This window comes from Streptomyces sp. NPDC107581 (assembly GCF_055657175.1).
In genome coordinates this window covers 12,287-31,573 of the sequence record NZ_JBVKBH010000005.1, presented here as the reverse complement: position 1 = coordinate 31,573, position 19,287 = coordinate 12,287, and the positions used below count along the sequence as shown (strand labels likewise).

20 protein-coding genes and 3 pseudogenes are annotated in these 19,287 nt (G+C 67.9%); 12 read left to right on the top strand and 11 right to left on the bottom strand.

The window, feature by feature from the left end; translation table 11 throughout:
* The first annotated feature begins 514 nt into the window (after positions 1-514).
* Positions 515-1,288, top strand: a complete 774-nt coding sequence (locus tag ACZ7P3_RS13585) for a DUF427 domain-containing protein (protein WP_472081955.1) — start codon at positions 515-517, stop codon at positions 1,286-1,288.
* A gap of 160 nt (positions 1,289-1,448) precedes the next feature.
* On the opposite strand, the gene ACZ7P3_RS13580 is transcribed toward ACZ7P3_RS13585, so the two are convergent.
* Both ACZ7P3_RS13580 and ACZ7P3_RS13575 read right to left on the bottom strand, forming a co-directional pair.
* Positions 1,449-2,123, bottom strand: a complete 675-nt coding sequence (locus tag ACZ7P3_RS13580) for a formylglycine-generating enzyme family protein (RefSeq protein WP_472081094.1) — start codon at positions 2,121-2,123, stop codon at positions 1,449-1,451.
* Between the two features lie 401 nt (positions 2,124-2,524).
* Positions 2,525-3,133 carry a TetR/AcrR family transcriptional regulator gene (locus ACZ7P3_RS13575; protein WP_472081093.1) on the bottom strand — a complete coding sequence of 203 codons (609 nt, stop codon included), beginning with the start codon at positions 3,131-3,133 and terminating at the stop codon, positions 2,525-2,527.
* Between the two features lie 46 nt (positions 3,134-3,179).
* Between ACZ7P3_RS13575 and ACZ7P3_RS13570 the strand changes: the two genes are divergently transcribed.
* Positions 3,180-3,644 carry an SRPBCC family protein gene (locus ACZ7P3_RS13570; protein ID WP_472081092.1) on the top strand — a complete coding sequence of 155 codons (465 nt, stop codon included), beginning with the start codon at positions 3,180-3,182 and terminating at the stop codon, positions 3,642-3,644.
* 619 nt (positions 3,645-4,263) lie between these two features.
* On the opposite strand, the gene ACZ7P3_RS13565 is transcribed toward ACZ7P3_RS13570, so the two are convergent.
* A complete protein-coding gene (locus tag ACZ7P3_RS13565; protein WP_472081091.1) occupies positions 4,264-4,608 on the bottom strand; it encodes a hypothetical protein in 345 nt (114 codons plus the stop codon).
* A 316-nt stretch (positions 4,609-4,924) separates the two neighbouring features.
* On the opposite strand from ACZ7P3_RS13565, the gene ACZ7P3_RS13560 reads away from it, so the two are divergent.
* A complete protein-coding gene (locus tag ACZ7P3_RS13560; protein ID WP_472081090.1) occupies positions 4,925-5,083 on the top strand; it encodes a hypothetical protein in 159 nt (52 codons plus the stop codon).
* A gap of 75 nt (positions 5,084-5,158) precedes the next feature.
* Here the strand turns inward: ACZ7P3_RS13560 and ACZ7P3_RS13555 are convergent, their stop codons facing one another.
* Positions 5,159-6,031 carry a hypothetical protein gene (locus ACZ7P3_RS13555; RefSeq protein ID WP_472081089.1) on the bottom strand — a complete coding sequence of 291 codons (873 nt, stop codon included), beginning with the start codon at positions 6,029-6,031 and terminating at the stop codon, positions 5,159-5,161.
* A gap of 819 nt (positions 6,032-6,850) precedes the next feature.
* Between ACZ7P3_RS13555 and ACZ7P3_RS13550 the strand changes: the two genes are divergently transcribed.
* A complete protein-coding gene (locus ACZ7P3_RS13550) occupies positions 6,851-7,393 on the top strand; it encodes a hypothetical protein (RefSeq protein ID WP_472081088.1) in 543 nt (180 codons plus the stop codon).
* A gap of 184 nt (positions 7,394-7,577) precedes the next feature.
* On the opposite strand, the gene ACZ7P3_RS13545 is transcribed toward ACZ7P3_RS13550, so the two are convergent.
* Together ACZ7P3_RS13545 and ACZ7P3_RS13540 are read right to left on the bottom strand one after the other, a co-directional pair.
* Positions 7,578-8,144, bottom strand: a complete 567-nt coding sequence (locus ACZ7P3_RS13545) for a HutD/Ves family protein (RefSeq protein WP_472081087.1) — start codon at positions 8,142-8,144, stop codon at positions 7,578-7,580.
* Between the two features lie 218 nt (positions 8,145-8,362).
* Positions 8,363-8,509: pseudogene (locus ACZ7P3_RS13540) on the bottom strand (IS630 family transposase); the annotation flags it as partial.
* A 181-nt stretch (positions 8,510-8,690) separates the two neighbouring features.
* On the opposite strand from ACZ7P3_RS13540, the gene ACZ7P3_RS13535 reads away from it, so the two are divergent.
* From ACZ7P3_RS13535 to ACZ7P3_RS13525, 3 genes are all read left to right on the top strand, one after another.
* Positions 8,691-8,888 carry a hypothetical protein gene (locus ACZ7P3_RS13535; RefSeq protein WP_472081086.1) on the top strand — a complete coding sequence of 66 codons (198 nt, stop codon included), beginning with the start codon at positions 8,691-8,693 and terminating at the stop codon, positions 8,886-8,888.
* Positions 8,885-9,028, top strand: a complete 144-nt coding sequence (locus ACZ7P3_RS13530) for a hypothetical protein (protein ID WP_472081085.1) — start codon at positions 8,885-8,887, stop codon at positions 9,026-9,028. The genes ACZ7P3_RS13535 and ACZ7P3_RS13530 overlap by 4 nt, the downstream gene beginning before the upstream one ends.
* Before the next feature lie 391 nt (positions 9,029-9,419).
* Positions 9,420-10,253 (top strand): DUF6159 family protein, encoded by an 834-nt coding sequence (locus tag ACZ7P3_RS13525; protein WP_472081084.1) that lies wholly within the window; start codon positions 9,420-9,422, stop codon positions 10,251-10,253.
* A 302-nt stretch (positions 10,254-10,555) separates the two neighbouring features.
* Here the strand turns inward: ACZ7P3_RS13525 and ACZ7P3_RS13520 are convergent, their stop codons facing one another.
* A complete protein-coding gene (locus ACZ7P3_RS13520) occupies positions 10,556-12,451 on the bottom strand; it encodes a lamin tail domain-containing protein (protein WP_472081083.1) in 1,896 nt (631 codons plus the stop codon).
* A 713-nt stretch (positions 12,452-13,164) separates the two neighbouring features.
* Between ACZ7P3_RS13520 and ACZ7P3_RS13515 the strand changes: the two genes are divergently transcribed.
* The 3 genes and pseudogenes from ACZ7P3_RS13515 to ACZ7P3_RS13505 all read left to right on the top strand — a co-directional run.
* Positions 13,165-13,632, top strand: coding sequence for a YxiG-like protein (locus ACZ7P3_RS13515; RefSeq protein WP_472081082.1), 468 nt, complete (start codon positions 13,165-13,167; stop codon positions 13,630-13,632).
* A 287-nt stretch (positions 13,633-13,919) separates the two neighbouring features.
* On the top strand, positions 13,920-14,156 hold the full coding sequence (locus ACZ7P3_RS13510; RefSeq protein WP_472081081.1) for a hypothetical protein: 237 nt from the start codon (positions 13,920-13,922) through the stop codon (positions 14,154-14,156).
* Positions 14,157-14,278: 122 nt separating this feature from the next.
* Positions 14,279-14,872 (top strand): annotated as a pseudogene (locus tag ACZ7P3_RS13505) (IS701 family transposase); the annotation flags it as partial.
* A 291-nt stretch (positions 14,873-15,163) separates the two neighbouring features.
* Here the strand turns inward: ACZ7P3_RS13505 and ACZ7P3_RS13500 are convergent.
* Together ACZ7P3_RS13500 and ACZ7P3_RS13495 are read right to left on the bottom strand one after the other, a co-directional pair.
* Entirely contained in the window at positions 15,164-16,201 is a 1,038-nt protein-coding gene (locus ACZ7P3_RS13500; protein WP_472081080.1) for a CU044_5270 family protein, read from the bottom strand.
* Entirely contained in the window at positions 16,198-16,863 is a 666-nt protein-coding gene (locus ACZ7P3_RS13495; protein ID WP_472081953.1) for an RNA polymerase sigma factor, read from the bottom strand. Before ACZ7P3_RS13495 ends, ACZ7P3_RS13500 begins: the two co-directional genes overlap by 4 nt.
* Positions 16,864-17,274: 411 nt before the next feature.
* On the opposite strand from ACZ7P3_RS13495, the gene ACZ7P3_RS13490 reads away from it, so the two are divergent.
* The gene (locus ACZ7P3_RS13490; protein WP_472081079.1) at positions 17,275-17,454 is read left to right on the top strand and encodes a hypothetical protein; all 180 of its coding nucleotides are present in this window, start codon (positions 17,275-17,277) and stop codon (positions 17,452-17,454) included.
* Positions 17,455-17,714, top strand: a pseudogene (locus tag ACZ7P3_RS13485) (Tn3 family transposase); the annotation flags it as partial.
* A gap of 179 nt (positions 17,715-17,893) precedes the next feature.
* On the opposite strand, the gene ACZ7P3_RS13480 reads toward ACZ7P3_RS13485, so the two are convergent.
* On the bottom strand, positions 17,894-18,346 hold the full coding sequence (locus ACZ7P3_RS13480; protein ID WP_472081078.1) for a nuclear transport factor 2 family protein: 453 nt from the start codon (positions 18,344-18,346) through the stop codon (positions 17,894-17,896).
* Positions 18,343-19,191 carry an NmrA family NAD(P)-binding protein gene (locus ACZ7P3_RS13475; RefSeq protein WP_472081077.1) on the bottom strand — a complete coding sequence of 283 codons (849 nt, stop codon included), beginning with the start codon at positions 19,189-19,191 and terminating at the stop codon, positions 18,343-18,345. Before ACZ7P3_RS13475 ends, ACZ7P3_RS13480 begins: the two co-directional genes overlap by 4 nt.
* Positions 19,192-19,287: the final 96 nt, after the last annotated feature.

Here is a 19,287-nt window from a genome sequence, read left to right as displayed (position 1 = left end):
TCGAGGGAGTTACGGGCAGGCAAAGTAGCGCAGTTCACGGGTGTTCAACTGTGTCGGCTGCGCTCGCGGTGCACGGAGCTCCCGGAGCCTGGTCGGCGCAGCACCGAACGGTCCGACGTCAAGGTGCGGCGGCCGTTGTCGAGTTCGCAGGGATTCCGAAACTTCATCCTGGAGGTCGCCCTCCGCCTGGAAAGGAGCCGCAGAAACCCGTCCTGTCCTCCCTGCCTGTCCTCACGCTTGGAGCTGACCTTGATTTGGAACTGACCTTGATTCGGCTGATCGGGGCGTGCTCCTGGTCCCTTCCTGCCACCAGCGGGTCCACCTGTACTCGGCCGACGCGCACAGCGGTGCCGAAGCCGGCCCGTCGTCCCGCTCTGCTGTCAGCACGCGGCGATGGCCATGGGGCACCGGTTCGCGGTGCGTGCACACCGTCATCGTTTCTGACACGTCGCCATGGTGATGTCAGCAACTGGCCGGCGCCCGTACTCTTCGGTGGGTGAGTGACTACCCAGCGATGATCGTCCCTGTCGGACAGGTCGAGCCGGTGCCGCGCCGCATCCGCGGCTTCGTCGCCGGGCAGGCCGTCTTCGACACAGTGCGGGCACGGTATGTGTGGCTGTGGCCGGGGTACCCGCAGTACTGCATTCCCCGCGAGGACATCCACGACGGAGCCCTGCTCGACGAGGGCGGTTCCGTCGTGCTGAGGGCCGGCAGGGCACGCCGCCACACCCTCCAGCTGGGTTCGCTCGCCCGTCCGGGCGCGGCCTGGATGTGGGACGACGACGCACCCTCGGGCATTGCCGGCTCCGTCAGCTTCCGCTGGGAGGCCATCGACGCATGGTTCGAAGAGGACGAGCAGGTGTTCGTGCACCCCAGGAGCCCGTACACCCGCGTCGACGCCCTCCGCTCGGGGCGCAGCGTGCGCGTCGTGCTGGACGGAACCGTGCTCGCCGACGCGCCGTGCTCCGTGATGGTGCTGGAGACGGGGCTTCCCACCCGCTACTACCTCGATCGCGTGCATGTGGACTGGACGCGCATGCAACCGAGTGACACGGTCACCAGCTGCCCGTACAAGGGCAGGACCAGCGGCTACTGGTCGGCGAGAACGAGCGAGGCCACCTACCCGGACCTCGCCTGGGCGTACGACTTCCCGACCCGGCAGCTGTCACCCGTCGCCGGACTCGTCGCCTTCTACAACGAGAAGGTCGACCTCTACCTCGACGGCCGGCTGCTGCCGCGTCCCGCTCCCGTCACCAGAGCGATCTGGGAGCGGGAACACCCCGTGTGAAGGACGCATCGGCCGGGGCCCATCTGCGGGTCGAGCGCACCTTGATCAGGCCATGTACGGGCGGGTCTCGTGCGCACTTCTCGGGACACGTACCCGCCACCTCACCCGGCCGTGACGACGCACCGCGAAGCCGTATCGATCACCATCCGAAAGCTGCCGATCAGCGCACCATGGAGCGCGCAATGCGGAACCCGACGTCGTCGACCCGGAAGGTCGGGTGGCTACGGCGCCGTACGGAGGCCCGGCAGCTCCAGTGCTCGTCGAACCAGCCACCGCCACGCAGCACCCGGTAGCCGCCGTACACCTCGGCGTCGTAGATGTCCCAGCACCACTCCCACACGTTGCCGAGCATGTCGTGAAGGCCCCACGGGTTGGGCAGCTTGCCACCCACCTCGTGGATCCTCTCGTCCGAGTTGTCCCGCTGCCAGGCGATCTCGTCAAGGGGACCGTAACGCGGTCCGGTCGTACCGGCCCGGCAGGCGTACTCCCACTCGGCTTCGCTCGGCAGCCGGTAACCGTCGGCCGAAGCGTCCCATTCGATGTCTTGGCCGTCGGGCTGGACGTGGTAGGCGGGCGTGAACCCGTCGCGCTGGGACAGAGCGTTGCAGAACCGAACCGCGTCCCACCAGGAAACGCCCTCGACGGGAAGCAGGTCCCCACGGGCGCTGCTGGGATTCCGGCCGGTGACCTGCGCGTACATCCCTTGGGTGACGGGGTGGGCCGCGAGCTGGTAGGGCGCCAGCCCGACTGTCCAACTCCGCTGTGTCCGCCGGTCCGACAGCGTGACCTGCCCCGCCGGGATTGCCGTCATCTCGTGCTCTGCACTCGCATCCATGGGCAAACGATCTTACTCATGCAGGCCTTGGACGACAGCAACGCAGGCCCCTGACGAACCGCAACGCACGTGCCGGAGGAACCGCAACGCACGTCCTGGACGACCGCAAGCCCTACGGCTGGCTCCGCTCCCTGCCCCCGCAGCCTCCAACCGCTGCCAGACGGTTGGCGCTGAACACCCCCTCCTCCGGCCCCGTTCTGGCCGGTTGCAACTCCTCTTCGCCCAGTACTGATGTGCCTGGGGAAGTGTCCGCCCACCGGAACAGGGCCGTGGTACCTCCCCGGTCGGCGTGGTTGTCCCGGATCTGTTCCCCCAAGAGTCAGCAGCTGTGAGCCAGAACACGGTTGAGGTTGACCTTGGGGCAGGGCGGAAGCTCGTCGCGGCGGCCCGATGCGGTTGCGTCATTCCGGGCCGTAGTAGAGCCGGAGGAACTCCTCCATCGCTGCGTCGACGCCGGCGCGGTCGCCGGTGGCGAGCAGGTCGAGCAGGAGACCGCGGACGGTTGCGAGGCCCAGCCGGGCACGATTCCGGGCGGTTGCTGGGTCTGCCCCCGCGGCCACCTCGGCAGCCGCGAGCGGCTCCAGCCAGTCCGTCACGAGCCCTTCGAGGACCGTGGCGGCCTCGGGGCGGCCCCGCAGCGCCTGTCCGCAGATCTCGAAGAAGAGCCGCTCCTGATCGGCCAGCCCCGGGTCCGTCAGCCGCCGCCACAGCAGTCGCGCGGCATCGGCTGGTGAGAGGCAGGGTTCCAGCCGGAGCTGGGACAGCAGATCGCGCTGGCGTCTTTCCGATGTGCGGACGATCTCGGCGAGCAGTTGTTCCTTGGAGCCGAAGTAATGGATCAGCATGCGGTGACTGACGCCGATCGCGGCGCCCAGGCCGCGCAGGCTCAGGTCCGCGATGCCGTGCGCTGCGACGTGGTCGGCGGCCACCTCGGCCAGCTGGGCGCGCCGGTCGCCGTCCGTGCCGTGGGCAGCCTCGCCCAGGGGATGTGAGTCGTCCGTATTCACCACATCGCGAGTGTACCCATTGGTGCATCTCGCATGTACCGTGTGGTACATGAAGTCTGTCACCGTGTCGATCGACGTACCGCAGACGCCCGAGCAGGTCTACGACTTCCTCGATGTCATGGCTCACCACGAGCGATTCACCAACCATTACCTGACTGACTGGCGTTACAGCGGACCCGACCGCGGCGTCGGTTCGTGCGCCACGGTCACCGCCGCTCTGGGCGGCACGAAGACCGACGTCACGGTAGAGGTCGTCGAGGTGGAACCGCCGCGGCGCATTGTCGAACGCAACATCAGCGCAGCCGGCCGACGCCGCGCCCGCGGCATCTACACCATCGAGCCGCTGTCGAGCGGTGGGAGCCGTGTGCGCTTCACCTATGTCCGGGAGCGTGCCCCTTTCGCCGATCGCCTGCTGGCGGTAGTCGTCCGGGCCGTGATGCGCCGCGCCAACCGCACGGTCGTGCAACGCCTGGCTGTCGAGCTGGCTCGTCATGGGGCCGCCGCCAGGTCCTGACGACGGTGCCTCTCGGTCGACTGCCGGTGCAGGGCGGTCACTGCACGTGTCCTGCTGTTCCCGGCCTTGGACCTGCCGGCCCTGGCCTGCCGCCCGCCCGGCCGGGCCGGTGTCGTCGTATGAGACGTGGGCCCGGACGGAGGAGGTCCTGGGCGCCGATGCCCACCTTCTTCCCTCTTCGCCTCGACTGCGACCGTGGCTGCCGGACTCCGGGAACACATGCGATAGCTCACCAGCCCGTCCTCAGCAGCTGGACCGGGAGAACTCCGACACCGCCGGACCCGCCCCGAAGTCCTCGGAAGTGTCCAGATGAATGTTGAGGTTCGCACGGCGGAGCGGGGAAAGCCGGGCGACGTCCTCGTTCAGGACCTCACGCGCACGCTCTTCGGCGGACAGCACCCGAACTGCCCGACAAAAAAGTCCAGGTGATGGACCGTCAAAGCCTCCGAACCGAGGGCCAGACCGAGCCCGCCGAGCCGGGCCTTCTGCCCCGTCCGGTACACGGCGTGGAGGCCCGGGCAAGGCGGGCCGCAGAGAGAACCGGCAGTGCCCGACACCGAGCCGCGCCCCTTTGCCTGCCGGGTTCAGCTGCCGAGCCGCGCCCCTTTGCCTGCCGGGTTCAGTTGCCGGGCCGGAACCGGAGCGCCGACCAGGTGTCGTCGATGGCGATCTGCCGCACGGGCCGTACGCCCTGCCCGGACAGCGCGGCGGCCAAGCTGTCGCGGTTCAGGTCGGTTCCGAGCTTCCCGCCCTTCGGGTAAGCCACCCAGGCGAGCGCATCGCGCTGCGCGGCCGCGAGCGCCGCCTGCGCATCCGCCCCGAGCAGGTCACCGGCGGTGGTCACAAAGGCGAGCACCGCATCGGCCGCGGCTGCGTCGCCCGCGGACTCGACCTCGAGATGGACATCGTCGGGCTTGCCCAGTACGACGACGCTCTGACCGGGCTTGATCTGCAGCTTGCTCATGACGGACACCCCCTGATCTTGCCACCTGCTGAGGGACCCGGGCCACTGATCCGTGCTCCGATGCGCAGTACGGCTGACGGGGACATGCGGCGCGCCCAGCCTCGACGAACCCTGGGCCACAGAAGAAACCTGCTCGAACTCTGCGGTGTCCGGCGTCCAGAAGGCAGCCTGCCGTACTCGGCGCACTCGTCAGGCGCCGGCGGTGCTGGAGTACTCGCAGGGCCGTCCGGTGGCCTGAAAGCGACGCTCTTCCCCCTGCTGGATGGCTGGCCCGATGGCAAGTCGTCCGGACACAGTCGCAGCGGCCCAGGTGGCCGTGGACAGGCCAGACGCACTGGGCAGCGTCGGGCCGTTCAACGAGTACGCCCACACCCGGCCCGGCGACGACCACCTGCCGGGCATCGCCCTCGTCGCCCTGCGCTACGTACTGCACGAGGACCGCGGCGCCGGATCGAGCGCAGTTGCAGGCCCGTGAGGTGCCCCGTCGAGAGGGTCACCTCCGTCGGATTCACCGTGCTGCGGGGCGGGCAGGGCGCGGGCGAGGGGGTCTTCATTGAAAGCCAGGCCCGAGCCCGACCCAGAGGTCGTCGCTCTCGTGGATGATGTAGATCGGATCGGTCTTGGGCTTCCAGTCGACGGGAGCGACGTAGTAGCGGCCCTGGCGCTCGATGAGGAGCCGGAGTCCCACATAGCGGTATGGCAGACGTAAGTCCTTGCGGGGGAGTCTCTGCTCCTGGACCCCGGGCGGGGGCAGGCTCAGTGGCCGGCTGCTGAGGAGCATCACGCTGGGCCAGCTTTCGACGTGGCTGGCACGGGCCCTGGCGTCTCCATCACCGAACTGCAACGCGGTCTGTGTGAGCAACCAGAACATGCATACGGCACCGGCGAAGAGCAGCACTCCCCGGCGGTGCAACCCCAGGTGGCTGCCTTTGGCCTGTGGGAGCTGGCCCAGCAGGAAGCCGATCGCGAGAGTGAGAGGAACTGTCCATGCGTACGGCTGGATCTTCGACCAGAAGATCAGCAGCACCAGTCCGACCGCCAGGACCACGGGGTAGAAGCGAGCCACCGAGGTGAGTGCCGCGGAAGCGGTACGACCATGCTGCCCGGACAGCGGGCGGCGCATGGCGTACCAGGGAGTCGTCATCGCGATCAGGACGAGCACGACGGCCACGAGAACCGGAGACCGCACCAGGTGCAGGCTCTGGAGCACCAGTGGGGCGAAGCCGAAATCGAGGGCGTAGATGGAGAGGTGGAAGTAGCCGTAGTAGGCGCTGCTGTACATCGCGCCCAGGTAGAACATGAGCGCGGCGATGACGGATGCCTGCGCGATCACGGTCTTGATGAGCGCTGTCGGACTGACCGCCCGACGGCCGAAGCCCGTCTGTTGATCCTGCGGGAAAGGGCTTTCCGAAGGCGCACTCACGTGCCATCCGGGGGGCTTACCTCGGGAGCGGTGGGAGGCGATGGATTCGTCGCAGAGGGGGCGATGGTGGGATCGTCTTCGTGGCCGCAGTTGGTACACGACGGGGGAGGCGGCGGCGACGGGACACCGGTAGTGTCCGTGGGCGACGGCGAGGTGGCCGACGCCGTGCCCGGCGAGGGCGTAGTTGTCGTAGCTGTTGCCGGTGACGATGCCGGACTGGTGGCGGAGGCGCTCGTGTGCGGCTCGTGACCGGAGGAGCGGCAGCCGGCAATCGAGTGAAGACACATGACGGCAAGCACGCTGACGACCGTCATTCGTGCCGCTCTGCCCGACATGAGCCCTCCTTCGTTGCGTGCGAGCGTACCGCCGTCCGGGCAGATGAACGGGACATCCGACAGCGGCGCCCAGCGACGTCATCCGAGCGGCGGACACAGGGATGACACCGCTCGCGCTACGCCTCTCATGGGTCGGCGCCGGGTTGCCGCGACCTCCGTGTTGTGCGCCGAACCGGCGCGGGCGGCATGAAGCCGGTCTGAGGCACTGTGCCTCGGCGTACGGCAGCGTCTCGCTGTGCTGCGGGCGAACGCGGAGGACGATCCATGGTCGTGCCGGGACTGCTTACGCCGTCTGTGGAAGGGCGCCATCGACGGCGTCGAACCAGAGGAGGCTCCGGCTGCCTCGGCACCATCATCGTGACCGGCACCGACTCCTACCGTATCGCCGGCAACCGAGCCCGAGCTGGAGCCGGACAGGCTGTAGCGGGCTGCCGCCCCTGTAACCGCTGGACTGCTGGTCAGGGCACCTGTCAGGCTCCGCTCCGTGGAGATACTTGACGTTCTGACCGACATGGCGAAAACGGGCCGTCTGGGCCCGGTGTTCAGCGGAGCCGACTGGAACGATGTGACCGCAGCACTCGGCGAACCATGGGACATGGGAACGATGAGCCGGAGCGGAGAGTGGCCACGGCTCTTCGCCTACGGAGACCTCGAGTTGAGTGTCTGCCACTGCCGCAAGGTCTCCCTCATCTGCGTCCAGACCTGGCGTGACGTCGTCGAACTCCCCCCGTCGGTTGTCGGGGGGACGGGCACCTTCGCCGCTGGGCTCAAGTATGTGGACGTGGTTTCCGCCTTGGACAAGGCCGGCTGTTCCCGGCAGCCATGCCCTTCGTTGACCTTCGGTGACCAGTGCACGCTCGTGGCGATCCCGTCGGAGGCGAACTTCACCTTCGAGATCCCCGAGGGTGAAGAACCCGTGCTGAACGTCCTGGGCCTGCCCGGCGACGGACACGACTGCTCCGCACTCTCCGCAGACCGAGCCGGGACGTGTCCAGTACTGCCGGCTGGGGAGGTCCGGCAAGCGTGATGGAGAGGAGTACGCGAGGAACGGGCGTTCTACGTCCCTTGAGCCCTGGCGAGGCCCCGGTCTGCGCGTGCGTGATCGGTCAGGGCGCACCGGCCGACGAGTGCCGGTACGGGCCGGAGCACGCCATGCGTTCCCGGATGGCACGCGGGTTTCGGGTTCGCCGTGATCGACTGCGACGGGTCAGTCAACCGCGGTCGGTGACAGTAACCAGTGCGAGAACCCCGTCGACGTCGATGTCGTAGGAATCTCCCGCGGCGAACAGTGCGGCATCCAGGTGGTCGAGGTGGACGGACTTCCGGCCGAGGGCGGCCGTTCCTTGAAGGACCACTGCGAGCACGCACGTTCCGTCTTCGGGCCGCACCGCGACGCGATCGCGCACGATCCGGACCCGCGCCGAGGCATCGGCGCGCCGCACCATGACGTTGAAGTCGACGATCGGGCTGCCGAGCAGTTCGCACTGCGTGTCGGAGTCACCGGCGAAGGCAAACGGTTCGTACGGGACGGTCATCACATGCGGGGCACCGTCGATCGTCAGGGCCATGCCGGGACCGTCGACGACGGTGATGATCCTGTCCACGCCCTCGAAGAGCGAGAAGGGTCCGCTCTGCGCTACATCAGCGATGCTGACACGCCAGACGAAATCGCCGGTCCGCCCGCCCTCGGGGTGGGCGGCCACCTCAGAGGTGACACCTCCGCCGTTCTTCCACGGCGTGGGAGTTCTCTCCTGCGCCCGCAGAACCCGCAGTGCCATGCGCTTTCCTTCTGGATGGGGCCGGGGAGCCCGTTCCTCCCGGCTCGGCGGCGGACATGACGAGAGGACCGTGCGGGTCGGGCTACGAGCCCGGACCGTGAGGCCCTTGACACCGCACTGTACGCGACGCCGACTGCGCTCAATGGGCCGCATCGCTCCGCTGCTGTCTGAAGTGGTGAACCAGGCGGGCAGCAGGCTGGTCACCGAGCAATGCGCGACTGCTCGGCCCAGCCGGAGGCGGCTGGGCCGGCATCCAACACCGACTGCAGAACACCCGGTTGTGCTGCATCAAGCTTGCAGCGAGCGCCACCGGAGCCCTCGGAGGCCAAGACGCGCCGACCGCCCGAAGTCAACGCCCGCCGCCAGCAATCCTCACCCTTGAAAACACCTGGTTGAACATGATTAGCCCGACTATGGTCCGGTGACCCGTTAGGGATACGGCTGGTCACTGCCCGGCCGGCGGCACTGGATACTTGATCTGTCACATGATCGGCTCGCAGCTCGGCGGTTGCCGTGCTGCTTCAACCTCAGAAGGCGGATCCCAGCGTGTTCCAGGAAACCCCGATCTTCAACCGTCTCGTCGCAGAGCGCGGTGATGTGCCGGCTCAGGCTCGTGGTGAAGCCGACCGCGTACGCCACGAGCTGGCGCGGGTCCTGCCCTCCGCGCCTTGGCCTGCCGCCCGCCCGCTGCGGCAGCAGCAGCCTCAGTTGCTCGGCGGTGACGTCTCTCCCGGTGTCCTGTGACGTTCCGGCAAGGGGCAACCGACCTGCCCGCAGCCCAGGCGAAACTCCAGGACATCGCCCTGGGCCTGCGCGGCCACCGGCGCATCGAAGACGAGATCCACTACGTGCGCGACATCCTCTGGGACGAAGACCGCTCCTAGATCCACACCGGCCACGGCCCCGAGAACATGGGTACCCTCGTCTGCTCCCGGCCTGGGCAAGAGCGCTCAACGACTCATAGAGCGACGTCTCGTTCGTGAACGCCCCTGTGCCTTCGGGGTCTGCCGTCTGCCTGGCCCGGTCCATCTCGCCCTCTACGCGACGAAGACCGGCCCGCATGGCCTGATCCACACCGCTGCCCGAACGGATGCCCCGAACCCCACGCTGCACCCGGAGACTGGGGGCCGCCGGTCGTGCCCGAACCCCGGGTCCAGGTAGCCTGCGCCGTAACCAGACATGCGGGGGGTCATGTTGAAGCGCGGGATCATACGAACAGCTGCAGGCGTCTTGCGTCAGCGCCCTGGTCTGCTCTGCTTTCCCGCTCTCGGACTCTTGACCGTTGCATTGGCCTTGACGGGTTCCTGGCCGTTGCTGCTGCAAGAAGTCTGGCATCGGGTCGGGCGGGGCCAGGCTCCCACCCAGGCCCAGTCCGGCGCGATGGCGCTCATGCTGTGGGTCGCCTTCACGCTCAACAGTGTCTTCACCGCGGCCTTGCTTCACTCCGTGCACGCGCTGCTCGGCGGCGAGCGTCTCCCGCTGCGTGCCTCCCTGCGCGCGACCGGCCGACGTGTGCCTACCCTGCTCTCCTGGAGCTTGTTCTCGCTGGTAGCCGGCTCGCTTCTGCGGACCGGAGAGTCCCTGGCCGGCCTGTCGACGCTCTTCGAACTGCTCGGGCTCTCCTGGTCATTGCTGACATTCTTCGTACTCCCGGTGATCGTCGTCGAGGGAACCGGGCTTGTGGCCAGTCTGCGCCGGTCACTTGCGTTGGGGCGCCACTCGCTCGGCCAGTGGGTCGCGGGCGGTCTCAAGCTCTTCATCACGACCGCACTGGTCGTCATCGGTGCGATCGTGGTGCTGATTCTCGCGGTGGAGTCCGACGACCTGGCCGTCCTCTTCGCCACCCTTGCGGTGATCGTGGTCTTCTTCCTGCTCGTCTCCGTCGTCAACTCCGCCGCGTCCGGCATCTACCGGGTCTCTCTCTACCGCGAGGCCGTCACCACGGCTGGGCCGACCGGTCATCGGCTTGCATCTCTACCGCTCGCTTCAGAGTCAAGTGAGCCTTGGGTCTTGCCCCCAATCCTCTGGCTCGGCAGGGCGTCCGAACGGCCGCTGGTTTTGTTCCGGACGACGTGTGGGAACGCGTGCTCGGCCGCCCTCCGCTCCTGAACGGCGTGACCGCTTTTCTGAGCGGCTTCCCGCGGCCGAGCGGACAGCCCTCGCGAGAATCGTGCAGGTGCCGCGGACTGGTCGCTGAACGACGAGGATGGTCCGTTGCCGCTGGGCGGTGAGCTGCGTCTGGCTCTACAGGCCGAAGGCGGTTGCCGGGACAGGAACGACGAAGCCCCTGGTTGTCAGCGGGTGGTCTTGGCCGCCACCCCGTCAACCGGGAGCCTCATCGCTGCTAATGGCTCGGGCGCCTCACCTTGGAGGCTGCCCCGTGCATGCGCCGTCTTCCGTGGTCGGCCGGATCAGCAGGGGAAGGTGCCGCTGTAGAGAGCGTGTCCGTAGGAGGAGCTGCCGGAGCCGAAGCCGTAGATGCCGTCGTCGCTCCAGACCGCCTCGCGGAAGCCGTTGACGCAGGTCGACGTCGGCGCGATCGCGAAGCCCTCCAGGTTGTCGGTCGGCATGACGGCCGGGTTCGTGTAGGCCACGTCCGGAACGATCGCGCCGCTGGCGTTGACCTTCATGAAGGTGTGCGTCTCGCCACAGGTGTTGTCGCAGGTCGCGATGATGCGCTGGGTTCCGGCGTCGAACGTCACATCCATCACGGAGACCTTGCCGGTCGCGATCGTGCCGAACGTGGTGAACGTGCCGTTGGAGTTCAGGCCGTAGACATGCAGCGTGCCGTCCCACTCCAGGCCGGCGAAGAACAGGCCCGACCCGTGCAGCGGGTAGTTCGCAGGGTTGTAGGCGGCGCCGGTGAGCGGGTCGACCCAGCCGTTCGCGGTCAGCCAGCTGTCCGGTACGTAGCCGACTCCCTCGAAGCCCAGGTTGGCGTCGTCCTTGCTGCCGGTGTTGAGCTGCGGGAACTGCGAGGTCATGTCCCACTGGTGGACTGGTGCCAGCGTCGATCCGGTCGCGGCCGGGTCGAACTCCATGATCGTGTCCTTGGGGACCGTGTTGTTGCTGTTGTCGCGCTCGGAGGTCACGTAGATGTGGCCGTCAGCGCCGACCGTCAGGCCCTCGGAGTCCGGCTGGCCGGTGCCGCCGGCGAAACGGATCTGCTTGCCTGTCGCGCTCCATGACGCGTCCGGGATCCACTTGCCGTTGCTCTTGACGAGCTTGTACAGCCAGTTCTTGTTCTTGGCGGCCCACAGCACCGACGGGTTCGCCGGGTCGAACGCCAGGCCGCTCAGATCCCTGCCTTCAGGACCGGTGGACGTGGTGAACGCGCAGACGTTGTCGGCGATCGTGACGTCCAGCCCGCCCGGCCACGCCAGGGTGCCCGCCGGGGTGGAACCCGTACCGGAGGGCGCCTCGGGGGAGCAGCCGCTGGTGAGTGAACCGCCGCCACCCAGGAGCTGACCGCCCCCACCGCCACCGCCACTGCCCGTGCAGGAGTTCGCGTTGCCGAGCGTCGCGGTCGTGGAGGTCTGGAACCAGCCGGTGCCGTTGGCGCAGCGCTCGTCCGACGGCTTGGCGCCATCGGCCGCCCAGGTCACGGAGTCTACGGAGTTGCCGTTGCTGTCGAGGAGGAAGACCGAGTCGTTGTCGCCCAGACCGAGGGTGGAGTTGAACGTGACGTAGCCCCCCGCGGGGATGCTGGTCGAGCTCGGGGAGGAGGACGAGATCGAGACGGGGGAGTGGGTGGTGTCATTGTCGAGGTACTTCCACGACCCGATGCCGACCGCGCTCGTTCCGCCGTTGTACAGCTCCACGGTATCCGCGCCGTCCGAGGTGACCTCGTTGATCCGCACCCGGCTCGCCGCCGGGATCGACGACGGGCAGCCCGAGGCGTTCGAGGCGCCGAACGTGGATGCCGTGGTCGTGGTCACCCACCCCCCGGTGCCGTCGCCGCCGCAGCGCGCCATCGCCGGCTTCGCCCCGTTGGTGGCCCACTCAACACGGTCGACCACCGTTCCGCCGGCCGTGTAGATCACCAGCTTGTCCGAATCGCCGAGCCCCTTGGGCGAGTTGAAGGTGACGAAGCCGCCTGCCGGGATCGTGCTGGAGGACGGGCTGAACGACTGCGGCGAGAAGCTGTCGTCGGACATCTTCCAGCCACTGATGCTCACTGCAGTCGAGCCGGTGTTGTACAGCTCCACCGTGTCGCTGTTCGACGAGGTGACCTCGTTGATCCGAACATTCTGGTAGCCGGCCTGGTCCGCGGCATCCGCAGGCTGAGCGGCAACCACCCCTGTCACGAGCAGTCCTGAAAGCGTCAAAGCCGCGGCGCATACAGAGGCGACGCCGGCACGCGAGTGTGAGATAGACACGAGGCGGAACTCTGGCGACACGATCTTGAAACAGTGTGTATTCCAGCTGAATGCCACCTACTGGCCACCGGAACGCCAGGCGTACCTTGCCACCTTACGATGCGACAGCACGCGGAAAACGGTCAAGAACGCCGCCTTGGACTGCACCGCCCTGCCCACGCGGCCTCGCCGGTCGACTCCCAAGTCCCCCGCCTTGCCGACAGGGATGCCCGCCTGTGCATGACCCGTCGACGCAGGCTGCACAGCCGTCGGCGCCTGACCAGGGAGAGCCGCTGGGAGGGTTTCCGGACGGAGTTCTGCTCGGCGGGGACAGCAAGAACTTCTCACGGCAGCTCTTCGCCGCGGCCGGGGGCGCGGAACCGCGGCGTGGGACGTGAGCGCCGCGGTCCACGGCGCGGGACGGGGGCGCCGCGGTCCACGGCTTCATGCAAGGAAGCCGGCGGAGGTCTTGGCGGCCAGAGCCAGGATGTCGAGACCGATGTCGAGGGCAGCGGCGTGCTCGACGAAGGGCGGTTGCCGCCGTCGGCCCAGACCTTGCACAAGGTGGGGTCGTCGCTGACGGCCTGCACGAGCAGGGCGCGTCCGGGCGATCTCTCAGGTGACGAGCGCCCACCGCCCCTGGAGTGAGGTAGAAGGGCGGCATGGAGACCGCAGGACTTCAGCAGACGCTGAACAAGACCATCGAACACCTTGTCGTGCATCACGGATACACCACCTGCATGCGCGACTACGAGGTCATCGTCCACGTGTGGAACGGCCACCAGAGCCCGCCGACCTACCTGCGGTATCTCTTCCGGTACTGCGTCGAGGCCCGATGCGAGACGTTCCTCTCCGCGGATACCTGGCGGGTTTCCTTGGATGACCGTCTTCTCGACCGCGAATCCGCTGACCCCGACCTCGGCGGTTACGTCTGGGGCGCGAAGTATCACGAGATGTACGGAGCCGAGCTTCGCCCCGAGTCGGAGGCTGCCCGCCGCTGGTCGGAGGATGTCGGGATCGACTTCCATGAGGTGCACATTGAGACCAACGCGCACGATCTGACCTTGCTCTTCTCGGACCTTGAGGTGAGCGAGGTCCAGGCCGGATATGCACCCTTCGTCGCGGAGTGAGAACCAGGGTTCGTGTGATCTTGTGACTGACGTGGTTCCGGATCGTTCCGCCTGGCATGCGGCGGGGTGATCCGAGTGATGCGGAGTGGGAACAGTTACGGCCGTTCCTACCGGTCAGCAATGGGCGTTGTGGCAGGTGGCGGGATCGCCGGCAGGGGATCGACGGGATTCTGCCCGGCCGGACAGCGGGGTGGATGGGCGCCGCTTGTGCCGAGGGTGCGGAGGTTTCGTCACAGGCACACAACGAACGTGCCCATGCCATGTAATGCTCATCTAAAGTCCCAGCCATGAGTGTGCCTGTGCCTGTCACTGCCCCACGGTCCTTCTCGTCCAACGACGTACTCGCCCTGGGCGGCGGCCGGAGCGGCGGCTACCACGGCAGCTATCACGGCAGCTATTCCGGCGGCTACCACCACCACGGGAGCTCCGGATCCGGCGGCGGCGCCCACCTCGGGGTGTGGGTCCTCATCCTGATCGTTGCGATCGTGGCCCTCCTGGTCTGGTTGGCCAAGCGCAACCAGTGAGACGGATGGCAGTGGTCCCCACTCCAGTCCGTCACCGTCTCGTGCAGGACCGGGCCGGGCCCGGTGTGCAAAACCTCGAGGGTGTCGACGGCAAGCCGGGCGACTCCTGCCGGGCGTCGGCGGCTGGACCAGGGGTGCCAGTGACGCGCACCAAATCTCAGCAGGTGCCGCACTTCGGGCGCATCGATCACCTCTTCTCCCAGGCCCCTGACGAAGCATGGGAGAGACGTTCGTGCGGTGATGGCGCGAAGGGCCCGCCCGTCTACCACTGGGCCGCCCTACAGATCACGCCCATCGAGGACTTCGACGGCGCGATGCCCACCCACCAGCGGTGGGCACTGGCACGCCGCAGCATCAGCAAGCCTGAGGAGATCGCCTACTACCTCTGCTATGCACCGCTCGGCACCAAGGTCGAGCACCTCGTACGCGTCGCCGGGATGTGCTGGGCCATCGAGGAAGCCTTCCAGGCCGCGAAGAACGAATGCGGCCTCGACCAGTACGAAGTCCGCCGCTGCACCGGCTGGATGCGGCACATCACCCTGGCCATGCCGGCACATGCCTTCTTGGCCGCCATGGCCGTCGACGCCGCGGCAAAAGGGGCAGCAGAAACGGTTCCTGCCTTGCGCCCCTCACCGTGGCAGAAGTTCGGCGGCTCGTGGCAACTGGCCACTCACCCATCGCCGCTCACCAGCCTCTCATCAGTGCACGTGCGCTGAGATGGCCACATTGGCGCAGACGACGCCAAGCCGTCGCCCGCCGTTGCCACTGTCAGCGGCGGCTGCACACGATCGAGGGGCGGTCCGGGAAAGAGGACACGGGCCGGCAATCACCCCACTACACTCGCCCAAACCGCCCCTGAACAGGGAAAACGTCAAAGTGCTGCTGGAGTACTAGGTGAACGGCCCTGGTCAGGCCCGGGCCACTCGGAGCGATAACACGGCCGGCGGCGCTCATCCGTGACACGCGAGCAGGGTGTCCGCCGGAGCGGACACCCTGTGACGGCTGACTCAGGATGAGCTGACTGGCGCCTCGCCCTTCTTGTCCGCGACGCCGATGTCCAGGAGCGCGCTCTTGGTCGTTCCGAGGTAGGCGAGGCTCGACGAGTCGAAGACCCAGGTGGAACCCTCAGGGGCGCCCTCGAACGTAAGGCCAATACCGGCCCGCCCCGCGGCGTCCTTGACGTGGTCCACCACGTGCGCGCCCGGGAGCTTGGCCATGGCACGGTAGAGCCCGGCGCTCAGATCGGGCAGCAGGGTGGCGTTGTCGATGATGGCTCCGATGTTCTCAAGTGTGATTTCGACGCGGCGGCTTGGTCCCACCCTCTTGGTGTCGTCGTAGAGCCTCTTCAGCAGCGCGTCGGGATCAGTGGGCAGAGCCTGAAGCTGCCGGAAGGTCAGGTAGCCAGTGCCGCCGTACATGGCCATGGTCATCTTCTTGGAGGGGTCTCCCACCGCGACTCCCTTCCTCAGCCCCGCCCGCTTGCCGTCCACCGAATCCCACTGCTCGCTTTGGACGGCCCCTTTGTACTGCTCCACCTTGAAGTCCCCCTTGTGCTTCGCGAGCTCCGCCGGATCGAAAAAATCGACGCCCAACTCATCGGCCGATCCCTGGGACTTGGTGTAGATGTACTGGTCATCGCGCACGGTTACCGCCGGACGGTCGGCGGCCGCCAGGGCGATCTGGTCCAGCAACTGCGTGGCATTCCCGTTGTAGCCCGCGGTGGCACCCGGGGCAGCGGTGCCGGACTTGTCGTCGTGTGCGCTGTCGACTGCTACCACGCCCAGGCTCACGGCGGCAGCCAGTGCCAGCGGCGCCGCGAAGAGAACGAGGCGCCGCCTGAGGTACCGGCGTGCGGGGGGCACAGGGGATGTGTTGTTCGCGCCCGACTGCTCGTGGGCGGCCTGGTCGGTGATGTGTTCCATCAAGGATTCCCTCAGGACGCGGTGGCGGTCCTGCGCGAGTACCGGGCGGCCCGGCGCGGGCAGCAGCTCGGCCAGGTCCTGGTAACCGGCCGGCTGATCGCGTCGTCGCGGGTTGGTGTTCATCGCTTCTTCTCCTGCGTGGACCGAGCCGCCTGCTGGCGGCTACCCGGTATCTGTCCGTCCGCGGTCAGGCGTTGCGTTCCGCGCTGCCTGGTGCCGCCTTCCTTGCCGCCCGCGCCGCCGACGAGTTCGAGCTCGGTGAGCTCGCGCAGGCGTTTCCTCGCGCGCGAGAGCCGGGCCCGTACGGTGCCGACGGCGACACCCAGGGCCTCAGCCACCGTGGCGGCGTCCAGGCCCTCCCATACGCACAGCGTGAACACCTCGCGCTCCCCACGGCGCATCGTGCTCAACGCCTTCTGCGCGGCGGCCAGTTCCTCGGTGTCGGCGAGTCGCTGTGCCACCTCGTCGGCGATATCCGGCGCGGGGTCGGGGGGCGGGACTCTGATGAACGCCGCCTGGTGTCTTCGCGCCGCCCGCGCCGTGTTGCGCGTCACGTTCGTCGCGATCCCCAGCAGCCACGGGCGCAGGCTGCCGTCACCCGGAAGCACCCGCTCGCGCAGCCGCCATGCCTCCAGAAAGGTCAGCGACACAACGTCGTCGGCCATGACCCAGTTGCCGGTCATCCGGACGGCGTGCCGGTAGACCACCGAAGCGTGCTCGTCGAAGAGTTGCCTGAACGCATCCGGATCCCCGGCCCGCACACGGGCGCGTAGTGAAATCTCCACACTCCTCCCTGTCCGCTGCACGGACCACGTTGCGGTGATCCGGGTCACACCATGCCCAAACCGACCTCGCCACCGCCCCACCATCGACCCGGCTACCATCAACACGCTCACGAGCCGCGAGCGGATCAAAAACGGGCAGCCGCTCTGCCCAGGGTGGCGGCCGCCGATGCGGCCAAGGCCGCTCGTGTGAGTATGCGGGGGACAAGGATTCCCTTTCTTGCCGTTCTGCTTCTGCCGGCCAGATCCGCGAGGCCCTGGGGTTCCGACCGTCGACGGTCGCGGACGAGAAGGCACTGGCCGGGTGGATGGCCACGGAGGGCTGTCCGGTCGAGCTGGTTGAGGACCGGCAGCGTGAGGCCCTGCTGGTGGAGTGCCGGGCGCGGAGGATCGAGCCGCCGGGCCCAACCCGGGTTGAGAAGGTGCTGGTCGTGGCGGGGCAAGTGGGAGAGGACGTTCTGCGCGCGCACGATTGGTCGCCTGGGCGAGGCGGGCACGGTCCGGCTGCTGTCGCTGGTGGCCGAGGATGACGAGGCGGGCACCACCCTGCTGGCCGCGTACGGCGCGAGCGTCGTCCGGTGCGCCTTCACCTAACTGCTGAACTTCCGCCTGCTGCCCCGGCTGAAGAACATCGGCAGTATCCGCCTGTACCGCCCGGACGACACCCCGTCCGGACGACACCCCGCCCTGCCGGCCGACGCTCGGAGCCTCTCTGACGCGGCCGATCCGCTGGGAGCTGATCGAGCGGCAGTACGACCGGATGGTCAAGTACGCCACCGCGCTCCGGCTCGGCACCGCCGAGGCGGAGCGCGGTGCTGCGGCGCTTCACTCGCGGCTGCCCCAAACACCCCACCTAACAGGCCCTCGAAGGTGGCGGGCGCTCGACCTGATGCGCGCAGATGCCGGGTGCCGACGCCGCCTGCCAAGGTCCTCGCGTGAGGCTGTGATCACGTGGGTGCAGGGCGGGCTCGGGCGTTGAGTGCCTTCGTGGGGAAGCCGATCGCCTGGGTGGGGGCGGTGGCTGCACCGGCTCCTACGAGCGCTCGCCCTGTGGCCATCCCTGTGCGTCGAACACGGCGATGGGGTCCAGATAGTCGCGCCAGTGCTGTACCTTGCGGTCCTTGATGGTCACGACGGAGACGAATCGGTTGTCGTAGGGGCGCCCCGTCTGGACCGACGTGCCGTGGACTTCGTACTCCAGGACGACCACCGAAGTCTCACGGTCCCGGTGGACGCGGAGGTTGTCCGCACCGTGCAGCGTCACGTAGTCGCCGTAGCCGCTGTACAGGTCGATGATCCCCTGGCGACCCTCGATCCGCCGGGGGTAGCCCGGCACGGTGATCACGTACTCGAAGACCACGTCCTCGGCCAGCAGGTCGTAGTAGTCCTCCCCGTCGACCAGGCCGTCCAGCCCGTCCTTGATGATGCGGAAGAACGGGCTGTTCGCCCCGACCAGGGGAGTGTCGTCGGCGACGGTCTTGCTCACTTCGCCTCCGAGGTCCAGGCATGGGCGTTGCGCTCGGCGAACGAGCGGAAGGTGGTGGCCGGCCGGCCGGTGACCTTCTCGATGTCGCCGGTGGGCGTGGAGCCGTTGCCGGCGACGATGGCGCCGGTGAGCCATCGCATCATCACCGCGAAGTCGGCGGGGACACCCGCGGCGAGCGCGCCGTCGATCCACGTCTCCTGGCCGATGTCGCGGTAGGTGACGGGGCGGCCGCTCACGGAGGCGATGGTGTCCGCGACGTCCTGGAAGGTGAGAGCCTGCGGGCCGGTGAGTGAGTAGGTGCCGCCGGCGTGCGTTTCGGCGTCGACCAGCGTTTCGGCCGCGACCGCCGCGATGTCGGCCGCGTCGACGAAGGCTTCCCTGTTGCCGGCGCTCGGTGCCGTGATCACTCCGTCGATGACCGGGAGGTGGTCGTCGGCGAAGTTCTGCATCACCCACGAGGGCCGCAGCACCGAGTGCGTGATGCCTCGCCGGGAAGCCAGATCGGCCTCGACGGCCATGATGTCGATGCCCGCCGGCGCATGGTCGGCGTTGTGGACGCTCAGGTAGGTGACGTGGCGTACGCCGGCCGCCTCGGCGAGGTCCAGGAAGGTGCCGACCTGGTCGGCGTAGCTGACCCGCATGGTGGGTGTCACCAGATAGAGGCGGTCAGCGCCGGCCAGGGCGGCCGCATGCGTGCTTGGGTCGTCCCAGTCGAACCGGACGTCCGCTCCGCTCCGCGCCGCAGTACGGGGGACGATTCCTCGCTGGGCGAGCGCGTCGGGCAGCAGCGAACCGGTTCGCCCGGTGCCGCCAAGGATGAGTGCGGTGGATGCCTTGTTGTTCATGACTCCATGTTCGAAGCCAGGAACGAGACGATCCATGTGTGATTCGCTCGTGTTTTTGTGTGAAGCTCTTACGCCTTGACCCTCGGTGCTCGTGCT